Genomic DNA, 17,038 nt, shown 5'->3' with positions numbered 1-17,038 from the left:
ATCCTATCAGATTATGAACTCGAGGGTTGCGGACCTAAAACAAATTGTTGGCGTCAAGGAATGCTAGGTCCATCTGTTCCAGTATCTCAACTGGCGCGCGAGCGGTGTTCCTGAACGTGCCGGGTGCCTCGCTGATCCGCGACCGATACCACCGCATGATCTGGGCACTTGGGACGATGCAACCCGCGGCTGCCAAGACCAACATCGCCTCGCGAACCCAGCCTCGCTGCCAGTGGATTGTCCCGCTGACATTCCAGGCGTGAGCCAAGAGTGTGATGACGTTCGAGCGCATGCTGGCTTCTGGGTCGAGCCGTGCATCAGCAGCCGCCTCTTCGAAAAGATCACGCAATGCTCGCTCAGCATTCTTGTAGCGGAGCGTCGGCAGTACCGGTTTCGGGCGCTCGGTCATCAGCTCTCCTCTGGCGGTGCGGGGATGCAGGCACAATGCCGCAGAGGCGTCCGAAAAGAAGCCAGCGAGCCGCCCGACTGACATTCAGTCAGTGGCTGTAGGCCTTTAAAGCGCTAATATTTAAGGCAATTTCGCGGTCCAAGGTGCAAAATACAGGACTGGGCACCGTACAAGTTAGGGACGCCGCTCAATTCATGCTGGTGAGCTCAGACTGTCACGTAGTAACCAGGCGTCGTCAAAGCCTTCGACCCCGCGACACAACCAGAGCTTTTTTAACCTTGTCTTCGTTCCCGACTGTTCTGTCGCTGAGCCAGTCGTGTTACATATCTTCTCCGGCCACTACGCCCGCATCAGTAGAATGTAAGCCCGCAGCAAACGGCACAATTGGAGTCGACATATGCTAACCACTATTATCATCATATTTATCGCATTTCTTGCGATTAGATGGGCAATGAAGAAAGCAAAGACAAAAGATAAGCCGCTTTGGTCCATCGGATATGCGCTGTATTTTCTGACAGATATATTCACTCAAGGATACGATAGTGATGAAGCATTGGGGCGTGTGGTAGCCACTAGCAGAAACGGCATGCCGGACTTATCAGATTTTTCCAGCCAGCATGTCATCGTTGGCCTAAAGGCCTACGCCAACGCTCAGGGTGAGATTAGTAAGCTCAACAGCCCTTCAGTCATCCAATCATTGTCTGAAGCAGTCGCTGTAGAAGCGCGCACGACCCTACAAATGGCGACCTCCCAATCCAACATCGCCATTTTCTTCAAGAACTTTGATCCAGATATTAGCGATGAACGCTTAAAAGGCTTTACAGAAGATGCCATGAATTCCATTCAACAAAAGCCTCTTTCCGAAGAAGGAAAATATACACTTCATGAGCTAGTTAAAAGCTATCTCATGAGAAGTTTCGAAAGGCATCATAAGAAAGACTTTTACAGCTTTGCCGCCGAATCTTCTCAAAAACTTGTTAGCGAAACAGTGTAAGACGTCGTTGCGGGAACTTATGGCGCAAGGACAGTAGTCATTGGGGGAAAGCGCTGCATCTGAATTTTAGGGCTCCTAGCGGTCAAGTCAGGTTGGGATGCAGTTCCAGGCGGTTATGCGTCTTCAAAATACGCGGTGCTAGCGATCCAGTCCAGGAGGTGCCCGCGGGTTGCGTCGTCCAGGTCGCCTCGAAGCTCAATCGACCAGGTGGCGTCATCCCTCACGGCACGGGAGGCCCAGGGCGTTGCGTCCCGCCCCGCCTGCATCTCAGCAATCAGGCCATCGTTCGGATCGTGCAGGTAGCCGATGGCCACCCGCATCGTCTCGTACCCTTCAGCGAACTTCACCGTCGCTGTGCCTCCCGGCTTCACGATCGTGACCTGTATTGCATCGTCAGTCATCGGCGTATCCCCCGGTCTCCTGTGGTGACCCCTGGACGAACTCGGCATCTTCGACGCCGTGTCGACCGCCCGGGCGCCCCGAGGTCACCACGGAGCTCCGTACGGCCCTCTCGGGCTGCACGAGCCTCGGCCTGGAAGGGAGCCTGTTGTTCACGGTCGTGTTAACCTGGAGGTTGGTCTGGGCGGGGCCGTCCACGTTCGGCACCCGCTTGTCGATCAGCTTCGAGAGGATGCGGGCGTCGACGTGCGAGACGTCCAGGATCAGGACCGGCTCGAAGTCGTCGTTCAGCACGGGCTCACCGTCCTCGTCGGTGGCCTGCTTCCAGCGGCCGAGGCCGAGCTCGCGGGCGGTGTCCATCACGTCGTTGGTCAACTGGTCCTGGAAGATGGCCATGGCGATGTCCCAGCCACGACGGAAGTCGTCGTCGCGGTGCTTCCAGTAATAGACGTTCGGCCTGGGCAGTCCCAGTTGGGCGCAGGCGACCGTCACGTTGCCAACCTCGACCAGGCGTTCCAGGAACGCGCGCTTGAACTCAGGCGACGGCTCGCTGGCATGTGGATGCATCATCCCCGTCGAGGCCTTTGATCCTGCCGTTGGTGCGCTGTCTTGGTAAAGTCGGCTCAATCGTAGGCCCTCTTGCGGTGTCAGTTTCGGTGCTCGGGATGCCCTCCACGCGCCAAGCCCCTGATCCCGTTATCCTTCCGATCAAAACGCCCCCTGATCGATTGTCAGTGGGGCGGCGCTCTGGCAGGAAGAACGGAGGCGGCTTGTCACGTGCGCGAGGCGTCCTCGCTCTCTCAGGACAGGATGTCGTGTTCACCCACTGCGGGAAACCAGCGTTGCATGGAGGGGCGACCGAATAGACCCCTTCAACCAGGATGAAGGACGGCACGCCTTTTCGGCAGAACGGTCCTTTGGGACCCTTTTCTCGGTGAAACTGTCGAGGGGCGCGGACATATGCGCGCATTCTTATAATCGGAAGTCGAATAGCCTACCTACACTACCCAGTCGTTTTATGAGCTGTAAGAGGTAGGTAGCCTATACGGCCTCTGTATATAGAAATGCGCGCATATGCCCGCCCCTTGGTCCGCCCGCCGAAAAGATCCGTTCGCAACATTAGAGCGCAACGGCGACCTTACATGACTGGCATCATCGGTCATGCGCGCCCGTCCATAATCTCGGCATCCAGGACCCGAAACTTTGCAGAACGTCCCGGCTTGACCTCCAGATAGAAGTTGCCAGCCGCAACCCCCTGGGTCGAGTTGAGCGACCGCCCAATCCAGTTCTTGTCGGTCTTGTTGTTGAACAGGGCCTCCACCATCGCCTCAGCGCCGTCGTGCATCTCACGCCCCAGCCGTTCATCAAGGTCATCCGCGGATGCGGCCACGAATGCCTCCAGGTCTGCGCCTGTGACCCAATCACCGTCGAAGGCATGGCGCCAGTTCTCAAGGGCGGTCATGAGGTCATCGCGATCCTGATCCGTGGCCTTGATGTCCGCGATTGTGACGGCGGGATCAGCCAGTCCGCACCAGACCAGCAGCCCGCGTACTGAGGTCCAGTCCTCGAAGGAGCCTAGCTTGGCAGGATCGGTCGGGCGGCCTGCATGGATGTAGGCGGAGAGGGCTTCAAGCAGGTCAGTCACGAGACGCCCTCGATTTTCTCTGGCGACCTGGACTGGATCGAAGTCGAATTCGCGGCGTTCAGGCTCTGCGCATTTGGCGTCAAGACGACACTTGACCGCGCGGCGGCAGCAGTCGCCTGCAACGACGATGTTGTTGCCGGTCGCGAGCACCATCAGTCTGGTATTCAGGGTCTCGTCCTCGGTCTTGCCCAGGACGCGGATCGATGCGGGGTCCTGCGTGAGCACGATGTTCAAGATGTTTCCGTCCAGCCTGTCGCCTTTCTTGGCGTCTACGTTGTCGAACAGGATCACCGGATTGCCCTTGCGGTAGAGAGCGGCGATGCGCTTCTCGTTCTCGTCGTCCGAGCTTGCCCAGGCAGATGCGGACGGTTCGACGCCCGTAGCCAAGACGCCAACCACCGAGGCCATCTTGGATTTGCCTGTGCCAGCCATGGCCGCATCGAAAAGGTGCATCGGGGCCGCACGGAGCGTCGGCCTGACGAGCGCGGTTATCAGTGCCGACATGGCGACCGCACGACTGCCTTCGTCAACGAACGGCATCGCCCTGAACAGGGCATGTTCGACGCGGCGCAGCCTCTCTTTTGCGCCGTCATGGCCGACGTCTGGGTCGATGCGCGGGAAGTCGGCGGGTTCGAAGACGGCCAGCAGCCCCGTGCGTGGGTCAATGCCTGGCCGGTCAACCACCTGTCCGGTCGTCACGTCCACGGTCGGCGATGCGACCATTCCCGTCATGGCATGGAAGGGCCAGTCGCCCTGATCGTTCAGGATCAGACGCGCGACCTTGAGCGGCGGATCGGTGTCATGTTCCTTCACCTTGCCCTTGCCGCCTTCGTCCGAGGACTTCTCGACGGCCAGCCTGTACCATTTGGCGGTCTGTGCCATGCGCTTTTGAAGCCAGTGTTCATTCACGGGCAGGAGGACGGTCGCGCCCGCCTGGTGACGGACGCCATCCTCATCGGCCGATCGTCCTAGGCGGAGTGGACGGATCAACTGGCCATGGCGTTGCAGGACCTCATGGCCAGCAGCATCGAAAAGCGCCTTCTTCGCGGCGGCGGTCATATCGATCAGCCTGCCTTCGCCGGTCCTGATCTTTGGCTTTGGCTTCCTTTCCACCGTCAACGCCCCCTCGGGCAGGTCGTCAGGATCGAGGTCGTCGAAGTCGTCAGGCGCTAGCGGTTGCGGGATGTGATCGCCGATGCCCGCGTCGCGCATGATCTTGTGGAGCGTCTTGTACGTGACCCGCGTCCCGTCGTTATCGGCGTGAAGGCTGTCCCATCGCAGGCCGACGACGCCGCCATGATCGGCATAGTCCGGGTCGCGGGTGCACCACTCCACGAATTCCTCGCGCCCATCACCAGCAGTGGCATGATGGCAAGCCTGCATCAGCGTCAGCCACATATCATGGTCGCGGAAATTCTCGGGGTCCAGTCCGTCCAGCATCTTCGCCAGTTCTTCCTGATCGTGCTCACCGCCGCCGCTGGGAGCAGAACCCTTTGGCCTTTCGATCAGGCCCAAGAGCAGATCGGGCGCGGCGGGTGCGCCGAGCCAAAGGTCGTCAAGAGGCCTGCCTTGAAGCCATGTATAGGCATTGAGGGTGTCTGGGTGGATCGAACCTGGCGCGACGACCTGACGTCCCAGGGCCTTGAACTCGACGCCCGGATAATCAGGCAGGCTGTCCCTGACAGACCTCTCGGTGCCCTTCGTCATGTAGATGTGCAATCCACCGCCGCCCGTCGCCACGGTCGGATACTTATCGGGGTCAAAACCAACGGCCTCGCAGAGACGGGTGAACGGGTTATCGGTCGCGAGGGTCTCGCCGTCTGGAAATGCGCGCGGGTCCACGTCGATCACGAGGTCGCTTGCCTTGAGGCGAACCCCGACGTTATCGCCAGCTTCCATGTGCGTGACTTGATCGGATGAACGATATGGCTTCTTGGTCCAGTTGCCATGGACTGGGCTCTTGCCGCGCTTTCGGCGCTTACCCTTATGCTCATCCTGAAAAGCGAAGTTATGCAGCGGGATTAGCTGGTATCCGGCTTCGACCAGCGGCGCCAGTTGCGACGCATCAGTGTCTTTGGTCATGTCAGCCCCGCCGGTTTTCGACGTAAGCTGCAATCACGGATCGCTCGTAGAAGACTGCGGTCCCGATCTTCACGTAGTCGGGTCCTGCGTTCTTGTACTTGGTGTTGTTGCGACGGTTGCGGAAGGCTTGCAGCACTGTTGGTGGGTGCCCTGTCAGGGTTGCGGCCTGCCTTGTCGTCAGGAGGTCTTTCAATGGCGTGCTGTCAACCTCACGCGTGGTATTTTCAGTCATGGACATTGCCGTGTCCCTTCTACTCGATTGTTGCTGTTCGGGTTCTTTCAGAGCGGATTGCCTTGCGGCGGCAGTCCGCTCCTTCTCACAGAACAATACCGTGGTGGCTGGCACCTGCATACCAACACTTCGCGCGGGGCTGGCCTTCGCTGGCCGTCAGGCGCGGTGGTAAGGTCCTGCGCCAGCCCGGCGGTAGAGCATCTTGTCCACGCCTGGCGCGTCACGGCGTTTCAGCGCCAGGGCGACCAGCACGGTGTCTCCCCAGAACAGGTCGAGGTTGGAGCTCGTTAGCGCGAAGTCCGGCCCCGTGAAATGTATCGGCCCTTCGACAACCCGAGCGTCGCCCTTGAGGCGCTGCACGGGGAAAACGTTCGCGTACATCGCGACCGTCCAGATCGTCATGGGGTGTTCAAGTGGCCAACCCTCTTGGGCGCAGGCGTCCGACAGCGAGCGGTAGAAAACCTGGTTTCGGCGAGGTCCACCAATCCGCATGACGGCGAGCTCAATGCGGTCCTTGTCTGCGGGGGACACGTCGGCCCTCTTGACCTCTATGCCGGAAACTTCCGCGATCCTCGCAGCCCGCCGTGCCGCAGTCCAATCGCTCACGCCGCGCCCTCCATTAGAAAAGCGTCGAGGTCGTCGCGGTGGTATCGGACGATCCGTCCGACGGTGCGGTAGCGAGGGCCTGCGCCCTTGCTACGCCAGTTGTGCATAGTGCCCTTGGAGACCGAGAGGTAGCCTGCGGCCTGCTCGCTGGTCATCCACGGGGTGTCGGTTCTTTCGGTCGTCATGGTGATAAACCTCTACATCCAGATGTACCCAAATGGGTCTCGATGCTGTCAGGTTATCAGTCTGCACTTGCATTTGATGCCAACGAGTTAAGCCACCGTACCGTCATTCGCGAGCGCCAGGATGTAGTCCTCAAGCGCTTGCGCGTACGGTCTCAAGGCCTCGACCAGATGTGACTGATGCACATAGCCACCCGATGCGCCCGGCAGCCTCTGGCCCAGAAGCAGAGCCCCCTCGGCGTAGGGCACACCAGCGGCGATCATGAACGTCCGGGCATGGTGACGAAGGGCATGGGGCGACGGTATGCCCTTGCGCTTGGGTTCGGCGATCCGACCAGTCGCAGAGGTTGGCGACGGCCACAGCCACTCAGACGAGAGCGGTTCGTCCTCCGCCAATCTCGCCCGCAGCGTCTCCGTCAGCCAGCGGCCAGTAGGGAACGACCATGCACCGCCCACCTTCATGTGCGTAAAAGTGAGGATGCCCCGATCAGGATCGAAGTCGGCCCGCTTCACACCGAGCAACGAACTGCGGCGAGCGCCAGTCAACAGGAAGGTGCGGTGCAGATCGCGCATTACGCCCGACGACGCTGAGGTCTCGCTCCAAAATGCCGCAACATCCAATTCATCGACCTGCCGTCTGGCAGTCGCAGGCACACGGATCGCGTCTATGGGATTGGCCGCTATGGTCTCGTCGTGCCTGCGGGCGGTGTTGATGATCGCTCGCACCGTGCGCATCACCGATCCGCCCGTGGTCCGTCCGTGTCGCTTCGTCAGCGTGTCCAAGAGGTCTCGGCAGTCTTGGCGTGATATGTCTGCCACCGCACGACGTCGAAGACGCCCGAGATACTGATCCATGTGATACTGGTAGTTCTTGACCGACGCGGGCGAGAGGTCCCGTTCTTTCAGATGCGTGGTGAGGGCCTGTTCCAGCGTCATGCCCGTCTCCTCGGGTCCAGCGGTCGGGTCGACACCAGACTGGATCGTGGCCATCAGCTTTCTGGCCTCGTTTCGCGCCTCGCCCAGACGCACCAGGTCGGTGCGCCCGATCTTGACGCGCACAGTGCGGACGTGGCGCTTGTTCCGCCTCACATCGCCCTGGGCAGCGAAGGTCTTCGTCGTCTTGTGGCAGATGCAGAGTAGGCCCTTCACGTCCGTATCCCTGTGGATGCCCGAGCCTAGTGGGAGGTCGCGAACCCGCGCCTCTGTGAACTTGAATATTGTCATTGATAAATACCGTCCTGAGCACTGTTTCTGGGCACAGCTCGGGTGATGCCGAGTGAGCCGATAGGACGAATATTGCCTTGTTTAAATGGGTTCGTACGCCCCGAATTGGCGAGAATGTACCATGATTATAGCGCTCGTCTCGATTTGTAATCAGTAGGTCCGCGGTTCGAGTCCGTGTGGGGGCACCATGGGCTTTTCCGTGAACTGACGACCGAGATCCGGACCTTACCCCTGGAACGGACGTCCTGTCGGCGGGTTCTTCTGCGGAAGGAAGACCGCCATGGTGGACCAGTCATCAACGCATCGGATCGACGTCCCAACAGGGGTCGGCGAAGGCTTCGGAGCGACCGTCCGATGACCGTCCGGTTCGCCAGCGTCGGTCATTCCAACCGTCCCCTGGACGAGTTCATCGACATACTCCGCCACGCGCGTGTCGGCCTGGTGGTGGATGTGCGCTCCTTCCCCAGGTCGCGCAGCAACCCGGACTTCAACACCGACCGGCTGCCGGAAGATCTCGCCGGCGTGCAGATCGGCTATCGCCACATGCCCGCACTGGGCGGCCGGCGGGCCAAACAGCCCGAAGTGGAGGAGGCGACGAACGCGCTGTGGCGGGTGCGGAGCTTCCACAACTACGCCGACTACGCCCTGGGCGACGAGTTCCGGAGGGCGTTCGAAGACCTCGTGGCCCTGGGCGGTCAGACCCGGCTGGCGATGATGTGTTCGGAGGCCGTGTGGTGGCGTTGCCACAGACGGATCATCACCGACTACCTGCTGGCCAACGGGCATGCCGTCGATCACCTGATGGGCGGCAAGAGGATCGACCCTGCCAGCATGACGCCCGGCGCGCGGCCGACAGGCGACGGAAAGGTGGTCTATCCGCCGGCTGCCTGATGCGGGGTCAATAGGTCGCGCGGCCGCCCGACAGGTCGAAGACCGCGCCGGTGGTGAAGCTGTTGGCGGGCGAGACGGCGAAGGCGATGGTCGCCGCGGCCTCCTCCACTTCGAGGAACCGCGCGCGGGGGATCTTGGACAGCATCCAGTCCACATGCTCCTGCGACATCTGCTCGAAGATTGGGGTACGCGCGGCGGCGGGGGTCACGCAATTGACCCCGATGTCCATGTCGGCCAGTTCCTTGCCGAGGCTCTTGGTGAATGCGATCACCCCTGCCTTCGACGCGGAATAGGCGCAGGCATTCGGGTTGCCTTCCTTTCCCGCGATCGATGCGACGTTCAGGATGCGACCGTAACCCGCGTCGCGCATGTGGGGCACCACCGCGCGGTTCACGAGGAACGTCCCCGTCAGGTTGACGGCCAGGATGCGGGTCCAATCGTCCAAGGGATAATCGGCGACCGGCGCGTTCGGCCCCGCGATGCCGGCGGAGTTCACCAGTATGGCGGGCGCGCCCAGCATCGCCACGGTGCGCGCCATCGCGTCGTCGACGGAAGCTGCGTCCGACACATCGCAGGCGATGGCCGTCGCGCCTTCGCTTGCCGCCATCGCCTCGTTGCGGTCGGGATTCGTGTCCCAGCTCGCCACCCGCGCGCCATCCGCGATCAGCCGGCGCAGGACGGCCAGCCCGATCCCCTGCGCGCCGCCGGTGACGATGGCCACCTGCTCCTCGAACGTCCGTGTCATCCTCGCCCTCCTAGTGGTTTTCCTGCGGAGGCTATCGCCCGGCCGAGGGAACTCGCAAGGCACAGCGGGCGTCTGTTTCGCAACAGGGGAGGTTCGATGACACCGGACAAGCTGAGACGTCTGGAACGGCTGGAGAAGGTCGCGCGCACGATGGACGCCAACTTCCGAGTGCCGGGCACCGGTATCCGCTTCGGCTGGGATTCCATCCTGGGGCTGGTGCCCTTCTTGGGCGACGTGGCGACCGCGGGACCGGCGGGGTTCATTCTGCTGGAGGCACATCGGATGGGCGCGCCCACGGGCCTCAAGCTGCGGATGGCGGGCAACATCGGGATGGATGTCGTCGTCGGTACCGTACCGCTTCTGGGCGATCTGCTGGACGTGGCGTTCAAGGCGAACCGCCGGAACACCGCGCTCCTGCGTCGGCATCTGGAGCGTGAGGACAGGGAACAATCGGCCGCCGGGCGCGTTGAATGACCGCCCGGATACCGGGTAGGGGGACTACCACGAGATGAGCGATACCAGACGCAAGATGACCCGTGCCGAGGCCGTGCAGATGGAGCCGGGGCGCGGTCGAGGTGCATCCGGTCCCACGAAGATCCCTGCGAAGGGCTGGAAGGACATCGCCTTCCGGGTGAAGGACGAGGTCATTGCCGACCACGTGTCGCTGGTCGCGGCCGGCATCGCCTTCTACGCGCTGCTGGCGATCTTTCCCGCCATCACCGCGCTGATGTCCATCGCCGGGCTGATCTACGAGCCGTCGCAGATCGTCGATGCGTTCCAGAAGGTGTCGGGGATCGTCCCGTCTGACGTGAGCAGCATCCTTCTGGAACAGGCGAAATCCGTGACCGGCAGCGAGACGGGGGGCCTGACGCTGGGCCTGATCCTGGGTCTGGTCCTCGCGCTATGGTCGTCGTCAAAGGGCATGGGCAGCCTGATTGAGGGGCTGAACCTGGCCTACGACGAAAAGGAGACGCGCGGATTCATCTGGCTGAAGCTCATGACGATCGGGCTGACGCTTGCCATGATCGTGGGCGTCCTGATCGCGGCCGTCCTAATCGTGGTCTTGCCTGTTGCGCTGGCCTTCCTCGACATCGCGCCGGGCATGGAACTGGCGATCCGCCTTGTCAGCTATCTTCCGCTGGCGCTCCTGTTCGTGGGCGGAGTCGCGGTTCTCTACCGTGTCGGGCCGGACCGGGCGTCCGCACAATGGCGCTGGCTGACGCCCGGCGTGCTGACGGCCTGTGCGCTCTGGCTCGTCGCGTCCATCGGTTTCTCGATCTACGTCCGCAACTTCGGCAGCTACAACGAGACGTTCGGGTCCATCGCCGGCGTCATCGTCCTGCTGATGTGGATGTGGCTTTCGGCCTTCGTGATCCTGCTGGGGGCCGAACTCAATTCCGAGATCGAGGCGCAGACCGCCCGCGATACCACCACGGGCCCGCGTGAGCCGATGGGCTTCCGCGAAGCGACGAAGGCGGATACCCTTGGCCCCGCGCGATGATCCGCCCGCCCGCTCGGCGGGCGTGATCGACCCCGCGCCGCCGACGGAGACGCCAAAGACGCGCCACCCTCTTGCCATCCCGGTCACCGGCCTGTTCATCCTCGCATTGGTGCAGGCCCTCATCGTGGCGTCGGTCTTCCTGATCCCGGTCACCAGTGCCATCTTCGGCTATTTCATCCTGAACGCTCCCCGACGCCTGCTGGAACGGGTGGGCATACCTGCCCCGGTGTCGGCGGCGCTTTTCACGCTGCTGATCGGCGCGGGGGTCTTCGTCGGCATGATGGCCCTGAGCGAGTCGATCTACGAATTCGTGTCCGACATCCCCTCCCTCCTGCGCGAGGCGACGGCGACCCTGACCGGCCCCGGTGGCCTGCTCGAAAGCATGAACGAGGCGAGGGAAGTCACCGAGGAAGCGATCGGCAGCGATGGACCCGGCCCGATGCAGGTCGAGGTCGTGGACAACGTGGGGCTCGCCACCTCCGTCGCGGCCTTCGCGCCCGGCCTGCTCAGTCAGATCGTCTTCGCCATCTGCCTGATGTACTTCCTCGTCGCCTCGGGCGACCTTTTCATCCAGAAGGCCGTCCAGAGCGTCGACCGTTTCCAGGACAAGAAGACCACCGTGGCGACCATCCGCACGATCGAGGCGCGGCTGGGCAATTATCTGGGCGCGATCACCCTCATCAACATCGGGCTCGGCCTGTGCATCGGCGCGGCGATGTTCTGGTGGGGCCTGCCGTCGCCCTGGCTGATCGGGATCATGGCGACGGCGCTCAACTTCATTCCCTTCGTGGGGGCGGTGGTCGGCGCGCTCATCGCCGGAATCATAGCCTTCGTGACCTTCGGCGATCCCTGGCCCGCGATCGGCGTGCTCCTGACGTACTATGGCCTGACCGCCTTCGAGGGCCAGTTCGTCACGCCGACGCTGGTCGGCCAGCGGCTTCGGCTGAACGTGGTGATGGTGTTCCTGTCGGTCGCCTTCTTCGCCTGGATCTGGTCGATCATGGGCATGGTCGTCGCGGTGCCGGCGCTGATCGTGATCAAGGTCATCTGCGACGCGATCCCCCGGCTGCACAAGATCGGCCTGTTCCTGGGCGATGCCGAAGGCTTCGTGCCGCAGGCGAAGCCCCGTGCCTGAGAGCGCGGTGCGTCCTGGCGCGATCCGGGCTTGATCCGGCGGTCCGAGCCGCTAACCTGCCGGACGGAAGGTCGGGACAACATCCGGCCCCACGTCTGGGAGGACCTCATGACCCATACCCTTCGCGCGGCGACCCTTGCCGCGGCCCTTCTCGTCGTCGGCGCGGCCTCGGCGGCCGAATGCATCGCTCCGGCGAACCCCGGCGGCGGCTGGGATTTCACCTGCCGCCAGATCGGCAAGATCATGTACGACATCGGCGAAGTCGACCAGCCGGTGCAGGTCACCAACATGGCGGGCGCCGGCGGTGGCCTCGCGTTCCAGACCGTCGTGAACGAGCGGACCGACGACGAGGACCTGATGGTCGCGGCCTCCGTCGCCACCGTCACCCGCCTGGCACAGAACGCCTATGGTGGGGCCAGCGCCGACCAGGTGCGCTTCGTCGGCGCCATCGGGGCCGATCCGGGCGTCATCGTCGTGGCCGCCGACAGCCCGTATCAGACGCTGACCGACCTTCTGGACGCGATGAAGGAAGATCCGTCCTCCATCGCCTTCGCAGGCGGATCCGCAGCGGGCGGCTTTGACCATCTCAAGGTGCTGCAACTGGCGCAGGCCCACGGCATCGAGGATCTGCGGTCGATCAAGTACATCGGCGTCGACGGCGGCGCGGATGCGATCACCCAGACCGTCGGAGGCTTTACCCAAGGCATGACGGGCGACATGTCCGAGATCGTGGGGTTCATCGAATCCGGCGAAGTCCGCCCCCTTGCCGTGCTGTCCGAGGACCGGGTGGAAGGGTTCGACATCCCCACCGCCAGGGAGCAGGGCGTCGACGTGATCGGCGTGAACTGGCGCGGGCTCTATGTGCCGAAGGACATCTCGGACGAGCGGTTCCAGGAATGGGCCGACAAGCTGACCGCCGTGGCCGAAAGCGACGAGTGGAAGGCTGCGATGGCTGCCAATGGCCTCGCCCCCTTCACGCGTGTGGCTGACGACTTCCAGGCCTTCGTGGACGAGAGCATCGCGAGCCAGGCCGAACTGTCGCGCGAGATCGGCGTCATCCAATGACACCGCATCCGTCGTGGGTATGCGCGGGGCGACCCGCGTGAACCTGTCGAAAGGAAAGGGCGACCGCCTGTTCGGGGTGGTCGTCGTCCTGGGTGCGCTGGCCTATGCCAATGCCGCGCTGAACCTTCAGGTGGGTTTCCTGACCGATCCGGTCGGTTCCAAGACGTTCCCCCTGCTCGTGGCGGGGGTCTGCCTGATCTGCGGTCTGGTGATGGTGCTGAAGCCCGACCCGGACCCGAAGTTTCCCTCCGGCGCCACTTGGGGCCTGATGGCCGTCGCGGTGCTGACGCTGGTGGCCTATGCCTATATGCTCAAGCCTCTCGGCTTCCTGCTGCCGACGACCGTCGCGGCCGCGATCCTCAGCTACCTGATCGAACCGCGGGCGAAGTTCGCGGCGCTCGCGGGCATCGGCCTGTCGATCGGCCTGTTCGTCCTGTTCCGGTTCGTGCTGGGCCTCGGCCTCGTCGGCCTGCCGAGGGGGCTCTGACATGGACATCCTGTCGAACCTGGCCTTGGGCTTCTCCATCGCGCTGTCGCCCTGGACGCTGATGCTGGCCGTCATCGGATGCTTCATCGGCACCATCGTCGGCGCGCTGCCGGGGCTCGGGCCGTCGAACGGCGTGGCGCTGCTCATCCCGATCACCTTCTCCATGGGCCTCGACGCCACGGCGGCTCTGGTGCTGCTGACGTCGGTCTACTACGGCGCGATGTACGGCGGGCGCATCTCCTCGATCCTGCTCAACATTCCGGGCGACGAGCCTGCGATGATGACCACGCTCGACGGCTATCCCATGGCGCGGGCGGGCCGGGCGGGGGATGCGCTGGTCATCTCGGGCGTCGCCTCCTTCGTGGGCGCGCTCTTCGCCACCATCGCGCTCGCGCTGGTCGCGCCGATGCTGGCACGGGTGGCCTATCTGTTCGGCCCGGCGGAGTATTTCGCGCTCTACCTGTTGGCCTTCTCCACGCTGGGCGGCATCGCATCGAAGAACCAGGCCAAGGCGGCGCTGGCCTCGGCCATCGGGCTGGGCATCGCCATGATCGGCCTCGACAACTCCAGCGGCTTTCCGCGGTTCACCGGCGGCAACCTGCACCTGGCGGACGGGGTGGATTTCCTCGTCGCCATCGTCGGCCTGTTCGCGGTGTCCGAGGTCTTCGTCTTCATCGAAAGCCACGGCAAGGGCAGCGCCATCGGAGTGAAGCTCGACCGCGTGACGATCCCCTGGCGCGACATCTGGGTGACGCGCTGGACGATGCTGCGGTCGTCGGTTCTGGGCTTCATTGCCGGTGTCCTGCCGGGCGCGGGCGCGTCGCTCGGCAGTTTCCTGACCTACATGATGGAGAAGTCCATCGCCGGCCCGAAAGGCGGCTTCGGCACGGGCGTGGTCAAGGGCGTGGCTGCGCCCGAGGCGGGCAACAACTCGGCCGCCGGCGGGGCGCTGGTGCCGATGCTGACGCTCGGGGTTCCCGGATCCGGCACGACGGCGGTGCTGCTCGCGGTGCTGATGACGCTGAACATCACGCCGGGGCCCACGCTGTTCGCCAACCGCCCCGACGTCGTCTGGGGCCTGATCGCATCGCTCCTGATCGCGAACTTCGTCCTGCTCCTGATGAACGTCCCGCTGGTCAAGATCTTCGTCAAGGTGCTGTCGGTGCCGGCGAACCTGCTGCTGCCGGGCGTGATGATGGTCAGCTTCGTGGGCATCTATTCCCTGACGGGAAGCTATTTCGACCTCCTTCTGATGGTGGCATTCGGGGTCATGGGCTGGCTGTTTCGAAAGCTCGACATTCCCACGGTGCCGGTGATCCTGGGCATACTTCTGGGCAACGCGATGGAGAACAACCTGCGGCAGGCGATGACGCTATCGAACGGCGAATGGCAGTATCTGTTCTCCTCCGGTATCTCGATCACGCTCTGGTCGGCGGCGGTGCTGGGCTTCGTCGCGCCGCTGTTCCTGCGCCGCATCATCAAGCGCCCGGCCACCCCGATGGAGGCCATGGGCGAACACGAGGGCACCCCCCCGCCCAAGCAGAGGACCGACTGAATGGTGCGTATCCTGATTCCCGCCGGTGCCCTCGGCCTCGGGTGGGAGGCCGAGGCGCTGGAGACGGGCCTGTCCCGCGCGCCGGACCTCATCGCCATCGACGGCGGCTCCACCGACAGCGGCCCCGCCTATCTTGGGCGGGGGGTCAGCAAGTATTCCCGCGCACAGACCAAGGCGGAGTGGGCGACGCTGATCGACGCCGCGCGCCGCGCCGATTGCCCGCTGGTGATCGGAACGGCGGGCACCTGCGGCGCCGGCACGGCGGTCGATTGGCTCGTGGACATCACGCGCGAGATCCTGGCCGAGACGGGGAGCCACGCGAAGATCGCCGTCCTTTATTGCGACCGCGACCCGCAGGACCTGATGGCGGCGTGGGACCGCGTGACCCCGCTGTCCGGTGCGCCCGCCGTCGCGCGGGAGGACATGCTGACCTGCACCAACATCGTGGCGCTGGCGGGGGCCGAGCAGGTACAGGCGGCCTTGGCCACGGGGGCCGATATCGTGATCTGCGGCCGCACCACCGACACGGCGATCCTCGCCGCCCTGCCGTTGGCGCGCGGATGCCACCCCGGCGCGGCATGGCACGGGGCCAAGGTGGGGGAATGCGGGGCGCTCTGCTGCACGCACCCCGACACCGGCACGATCGAGATCGTCTTCGACGACACGGGCTTCACCGTCACGCCGATGTCGCAGGCGTCGCGCGCCACGCCCCGCACCGTCGCCGCGCATCTGCTCTATGAGAACTCCGATCCCATCGTGTTGCACGAACCGGGCGGCCACCTCGACGTGTCGGCCGCGACCTATGCCGCGCTCGACGACCGCTCCGTCCGGGTGGAGGGCAGCGAATGGGTCATTGCGCCCCATACCGTCAAGCTGGAGGCCGCGCGCGTCGCGGGGCAGGGGGTCATGTCGCTCGTCCTGGTGCGCGACCCCCGGTATGTCGCGCAGATCGACGACTGGTGCGCCTCGCTGGAGGCGCGGGCGCGAGCCAAGGTTTCCGACCGGATGGGCGACGTGCCCTACGACCTGGAGCTTCGCCGCATCGGTCTCGACGCGACGCTCGGCGCGCTGGAGCCCGGCACCGCCACCCCGAACGAGATCGGCGTCATGGCGCAGGTCATCGCCCCCGACGCCGGCGTCGCGCGCGAGGTGGCCAAAACGGTGAACCCGCTGCTCCTCCACCACCCCCTGACGGCGGAGGAGCCGATGCCCACCTTCGCCTTCCCCTTCTCCCCGCCGGAAATCGACCTCGGGCCGCAATACGAATTCGTCCTGCATCACGTCCTCACGCTCGACGATCCGATGGACGGGTTCCGGCTGGAGGTTCTGGATGTCTGAACTGGGCACGCTGGCACGCGTCAGGTCCAAGAACGCCGGGCCGTTCTGGATGACGGTGGACATCTTCTGCGAGGCCGACACCTATGCCCGCGTCGCGGCCATCCCGACCGAAACCTTCGCCACGCGGCTGGGCGCGGCCGAGATGAGGCGCTTCGACCTGCCCGACCTGCATGTCGTCAAGCTGAGCTTGCCGCGCCCCCAGGTGCAGGGCAGCGCACGCGACCGCGACATGCACGGCGCGGCCCTGGCGCATGTGTTGACCGGGATGGATGTCTGAGGGAGGGGCGGCGACTGCCGCTCTGCCGCTGCTGCTGGGCCTTCGGCATCTTCCTTGCGGAAGAGCCGGTGGCTCATTCAAGGCGAAATGACTTGAAGAAAGAGCTCTCGTCGCTTCTGCGAAGCGACTGCCGCTTTGCCGGTGCAACGGAACCTTCGGCATCTCCCTTGCGGAGGAGCCGGTGGTGGGCGACCCAGGAATCGAACCTGGCGTGCGTCTCCGCGAGGGAGTTACAGTCCCCTGCCACACCTTGCGGCCTGTCGCCCAACGG

19 protein-coding genes and 1 tRNA gene are annotated in these 17,038 nt (G+C 63.8%); 10 read left to right on the top strand and 10 right to left on the bottom strand.

The genetic code is table 11. From position 1 onward, the window contains the following. Window positions 1–34: 34 nt before the first annotated feature. Window positions 35–409: a hypothetical protein gene (locus JAN5088_RS04010; RefSeq protein WP_055681514.1), complete on the bottom strand. Its 375-nt coding sequence runs from the start codon at window positions 407–409 to the stop codon at window positions 35–37. Window positions 410–806: 397 nt separating this feature from the next. Between JAN5088_RS04010 and JAN5088_RS18525 the strand changes: the two genes are divergently transcribed. Then, complete coding sequence (locus tag JAN5088_RS18525) at window positions 807–1,403, top strand: hypothetical protein (RefSeq protein ID WP_143114789.1); 597 nt, start codon at window positions 807–809, stop codon at window positions 1,401–1,403. A gap of 113 nt (window positions 1,404–1,516) precedes the next feature. Here the strand turns inward: JAN5088_RS18525 and JAN5088_RS04005 are convergent, their stop codons facing one another. The 7 genes from JAN5088_RS04005 to JAN5088_RS03980 all read right to left on the bottom strand — a co-directional run bounded on the left by JAN5088_RS04005 (window position 1,517) and on the right by JAN5088_RS03980 (window position 7,773). Next, window positions 1,517–1,804, bottom strand: coding sequence for a hypothetical protein (locus JAN5088_RS04005; protein ID WP_055681513.1), 288 nt, complete (start codon window positions 1,802–1,804; stop codon window positions 1,517–1,519). Next, the gene (locus JAN5088_RS04000) at window positions 1,797–2,372 is read right to left on the bottom strand and encodes a hypothetical protein (RefSeq protein WP_055681512.1); all 576 of its coding nucleotides are present in this window, start codon (window positions 2,370–2,372) and stop codon (window positions 1,797–1,799) included. The genes JAN5088_RS04005 and JAN5088_RS04000 overlap by 8 nt, the downstream gene beginning before the upstream one ends. 589 nt (window positions 2,373–2,961) lie before the next feature. After that, entirely contained in the window at window positions 2,962–5,529 is a 2,568-nt protein-coding gene (locus JAN5088_RS03995) for a bifunctional DNA primase/polymerase (RefSeq protein ID WP_074962597.1), read from the bottom strand. Window position 5,530: 1 nt separating this feature from the next. Then, window positions 5,531–5,767, bottom strand: a complete 237-nt coding sequence (locus JAN5088_RS18520) for a hypothetical protein (protein ID WP_144431846.1) — start codon at window positions 5,765–5,767, stop codon at window positions 5,531–5,533. A 150-nt stretch (window positions 5,768–5,917) separates the two neighbouring features. Further along, complete coding sequence (locus tag JAN5088_RS03990; RefSeq protein WP_055681510.1) at window positions 5,918–6,367, bottom strand: hypothetical protein; 450 nt, start codon at window positions 6,365–6,367, stop codon at window positions 5,918–5,920. Continuing rightward, a complete protein-coding gene (locus tag JAN5088_RS03985) occupies window positions 6,364–6,552 on the bottom strand; it encodes a helix-turn-helix domain-containing protein (protein ID WP_055681509.1) in 189 nt (62 codons plus the stop codon). Before JAN5088_RS03985 ends, JAN5088_RS03990 begins: the two co-directional genes overlap by 4 nt. A gap of 87 nt (window positions 6,553–6,639) precedes the next feature. After that, window positions 6,640–7,773, bottom strand: a complete 1,134-nt coding sequence (locus JAN5088_RS03980) for a site-specific integrase (RefSeq protein ID WP_055681508.1) — start codon at window positions 7,771–7,773, stop codon at window positions 6,640–6,642. 354 nt (window positions 7,774–8,127) lie between these two features. On the opposite strand from JAN5088_RS03980, the gene JAN5088_RS03975 reads away from it, so the two are divergent. Then, the gene (locus JAN5088_RS03975; RefSeq protein ID WP_055681507.1) at window positions 8,128–8,664 is read left to right on the top strand and encodes a DUF488 domain-containing protein; all 537 of its coding nucleotides are present in this window, start codon (window positions 8,128–8,130) and stop codon (window positions 8,662–8,664) included. A gap of 7 nt (window positions 8,665–8,671) precedes the next feature. Here JAN5088_RS03975 and JAN5088_RS03970 read toward each other — a convergent pair whose 3' ends face one another. After that, window positions 8,672–9,409: an SDR family NAD(P)-dependent oxidoreductase gene (locus JAN5088_RS03970; protein ID WP_055681506.1), complete on the bottom strand. Its 738-nt coding sequence runs from the start codon at window positions 9,407–9,409 to the stop codon at window positions 8,672–8,674. 96 nt (window positions 9,410–9,505) lie between these two features. Here JAN5088_RS03970 and JAN5088_RS03965 point away from each other — a divergent pair, with 96 nt between their 5' ends. The 8 genes from JAN5088_RS03965 to JAN5088_RS03930 all read left to right on the top strand — a co-directional run bounded on the left by JAN5088_RS03965 (window position 9,506) and on the right by JAN5088_RS03930 (window position 16,767). Beyond that, window positions 9,506–9,883: a DUF4112 domain-containing protein gene (locus tag JAN5088_RS03965; RefSeq protein ID WP_055681505.1), complete on the top strand. Its 378-nt coding sequence runs from the start codon at window positions 9,506–9,508 to the stop codon at window positions 9,881–9,883. A 34-nt stretch (window positions 9,884–9,917) separates the two neighbouring features. Then, window positions 9,918–10,910, top strand: coding sequence for a YihY/virulence factor BrkB family protein (locus tag JAN5088_RS03960; RefSeq protein WP_233489711.1), 993 nt, complete (start codon window positions 9,918–9,920; stop codon window positions 10,908–10,910). Further along, window positions 10,894–12,045 carry an AI-2E family transporter gene (locus JAN5088_RS03955; protein WP_233489710.1) on the top strand — a complete coding sequence of 384 codons (1,152 nt, stop codon included), beginning with the start codon at window positions 10,894–10,896 and terminating at the stop codon, window positions 12,043–12,045. The genes JAN5088_RS03960 and JAN5088_RS03955 overlap by 17 nt, the downstream gene beginning before the upstream one ends. A 108-nt stretch (window positions 12,046–12,153) precedes the next feature. Continuing rightward, window positions 12,154–13,110, top strand: a complete 957-nt coding sequence (locus JAN5088_RS03950) for a Bug family tripartite tricarboxylate transporter substrate binding protein (protein WP_055681504.1) — start codon at window positions 12,154–12,156, stop codon at window positions 13,108–13,110. Between the two features lie 37 nt (window positions 13,111–13,147). After that, complete coding sequence (locus tag JAN5088_RS03945) at window positions 13,148–13,597, top strand: tripartite tricarboxylate transporter TctB family protein (protein WP_233489709.1); 450 nt, start codon at window positions 13,148–13,150, stop codon at window positions 13,595–13,597. A 1-nt stretch (window position 13,598) separates the two neighbouring features. Beyond that, window positions 13,599–15,152, top strand: a complete 1,554-nt coding sequence (locus JAN5088_RS03940; RefSeq protein WP_055681502.1) for a tripartite tricarboxylate transporter permease — start codon at window positions 13,599–13,601, stop codon at window positions 15,150–15,152. After that, window positions 15,153–16,490, top strand: a complete 1,338-nt coding sequence (locus JAN5088_RS03935) for an acyclic terpene utilization AtuA family protein (protein WP_055681501.1) — start codon at window positions 15,153–15,155, stop codon at window positions 16,488–16,490. Continuing rightward, window positions 16,483–16,767: a DUF4387 family protein gene (locus tag JAN5088_RS03930; RefSeq protein ID WP_055681500.1), complete on the top strand. Its 285-nt coding sequence runs from the start codon at window positions 16,483–16,485 to the stop codon at window positions 16,765–16,767. Before JAN5088_RS03935 ends, JAN5088_RS03930 begins: the two co-directional genes overlap by 8 nt. 182 nt (window positions 16,768–16,949) lie before the next feature. Here JAN5088_RS03930 and JAN5088_RS18770 read toward each other — a convergent pair. Then, window positions 16,950–17,033, bottom strand: a tRNA-Tyr gene (locus tag JAN5088_RS18770). Window positions 17,034–17,038 lie beyond the last annotated feature (5 nt).

This window comes from Jannaschia rubra, assembly GCF_001403735.1.
Classification (GTDB): domain Bacteria; phylum Pseudomonadota; class Alphaproteobacteria; order Rhodobacterales; family Rhodobacteraceae; genus Jannaschia; species Jannaschia rubra.
The sequence above is the reverse complement of the archived record's forward strand: the minus strand, read 5'-3'. Positions and strand labels throughout refer to the sequence as shown.

What these genes read in the sequence shown, in the direction of transcription:
- JAN5088_RS04010 (WP_055681514.1), bottom strand. Translation starts at nt 409, where the DNA reads ATGACCGAGCGCCCGAAACCGGTACTGCCGACGCTCCGCTACAAGAAT.
- JAN5088_RS18525 (WP_143114789.1), top strand. Translation starts at nt 807, where the DNA reads ATGCTAACCACTATTATCATCATATTTATCGCATTTCTTGCGATTAGA.
- JAN5088_RS04005 (WP_055681513.1), bottom strand. Translation starts at nt 1,804, where the DNA reads ATGACTGACGATGCAATACAGGTCACGATCGTGAAGCCGGGAGGCACA.
- JAN5088_RS04000 (WP_055681512.1), bottom strand. Translation starts at nt 2,372, where the DNA reads ATGATGCATCCACATGCCAGCGAGCCGTCGCCTGAGTTCAAGCGCGCG.
- JAN5088_RS03995 (WP_074962597.1), bottom strand. Translation starts at nt 5,529, where the DNA reads ATGACCAAAGACACTGATGCGTCGCAACTGGCGCCGCTGGTCGAAGCC.
- JAN5088_RS18520 (WP_144431846.1), bottom strand. Translation starts at nt 5,767, where the DNA reads ATGTCCATGACTGAAAATACCACGCGTGAGGTTGACAGCACGCCATTG.
- JAN5088_RS03985 (WP_055681509.1), bottom strand. Translation starts at nt 6,552, where the DNA reads ATGACGACCGAAAGAACCGACACCCCGTGGATGACCAGCGAGCAGGCC.
- JAN5088_RS03980 (WP_055681508.1), bottom strand. Translation starts at nt 7,773, where the DNA reads ATGACAATATTCAAGTTCACAGAGGCGCGGGTTCGCGACCTCCCACTA.
- JAN5088_RS03975 (WP_055681507.1), top strand. Translation starts at nt 8,128, where the DNA reads ATGACCGTCCGGTTCGCCAGCGTCGGTCATTCCAACCGTCCCCTGGAC.
- JAN5088_RS03970 (WP_055681506.1), bottom strand. Translation starts at nt 9,409, where the DNA reads ATGACACGGACGTTCGAGGAGCAGGTGGCCATCGTCACCGGCGGCGCG.
- JAN5088_RS03965 (WP_055681505.1), top strand. Translation starts at nt 9,506, where the DNA reads ATGACACCGGACAAGCTGAGACGTCTGGAACGGCTGGAGAAGGTCGCG.
- JAN5088_RS03960 (WP_233489711.1), top strand. Translation starts at nt 9,918, where the DNA reads ATGAGCGATACCAGACGCAAGATGACCCGTGCCGAGGCCGTGCAGATG.
- JAN5088_RS03950 (WP_055681504.1), top strand. Translation starts at nt 12,154, where the DNA reads ATGACCCATACCCTTCGCGCGGCGACCCTTGCCGCGGCCCTTCTCGTC.
- JAN5088_RS03940 (WP_055681502.1), top strand. Translation starts at nt 13,599, where the DNA reads ATGGACATCCTGTCGAACCTGGCCTTGGGCTTCTCCATCGCGCTGTCG.
- JAN5088_RS03935 (WP_055681501.1), top strand. Translation starts at nt 15,153, where the DNA reads ATGGTGCGTATCCTGATTCCCGCCGGTGCCCTCGGCCTCGGGTGGGAG.
- JAN5088_RS03930 (WP_055681500.1), top strand. Translation starts at nt 16,483, where the DNA reads ATGTCTGAACTGGGCACGCTGGCACGCGTCAGGTCCAAGAACGCCGGG.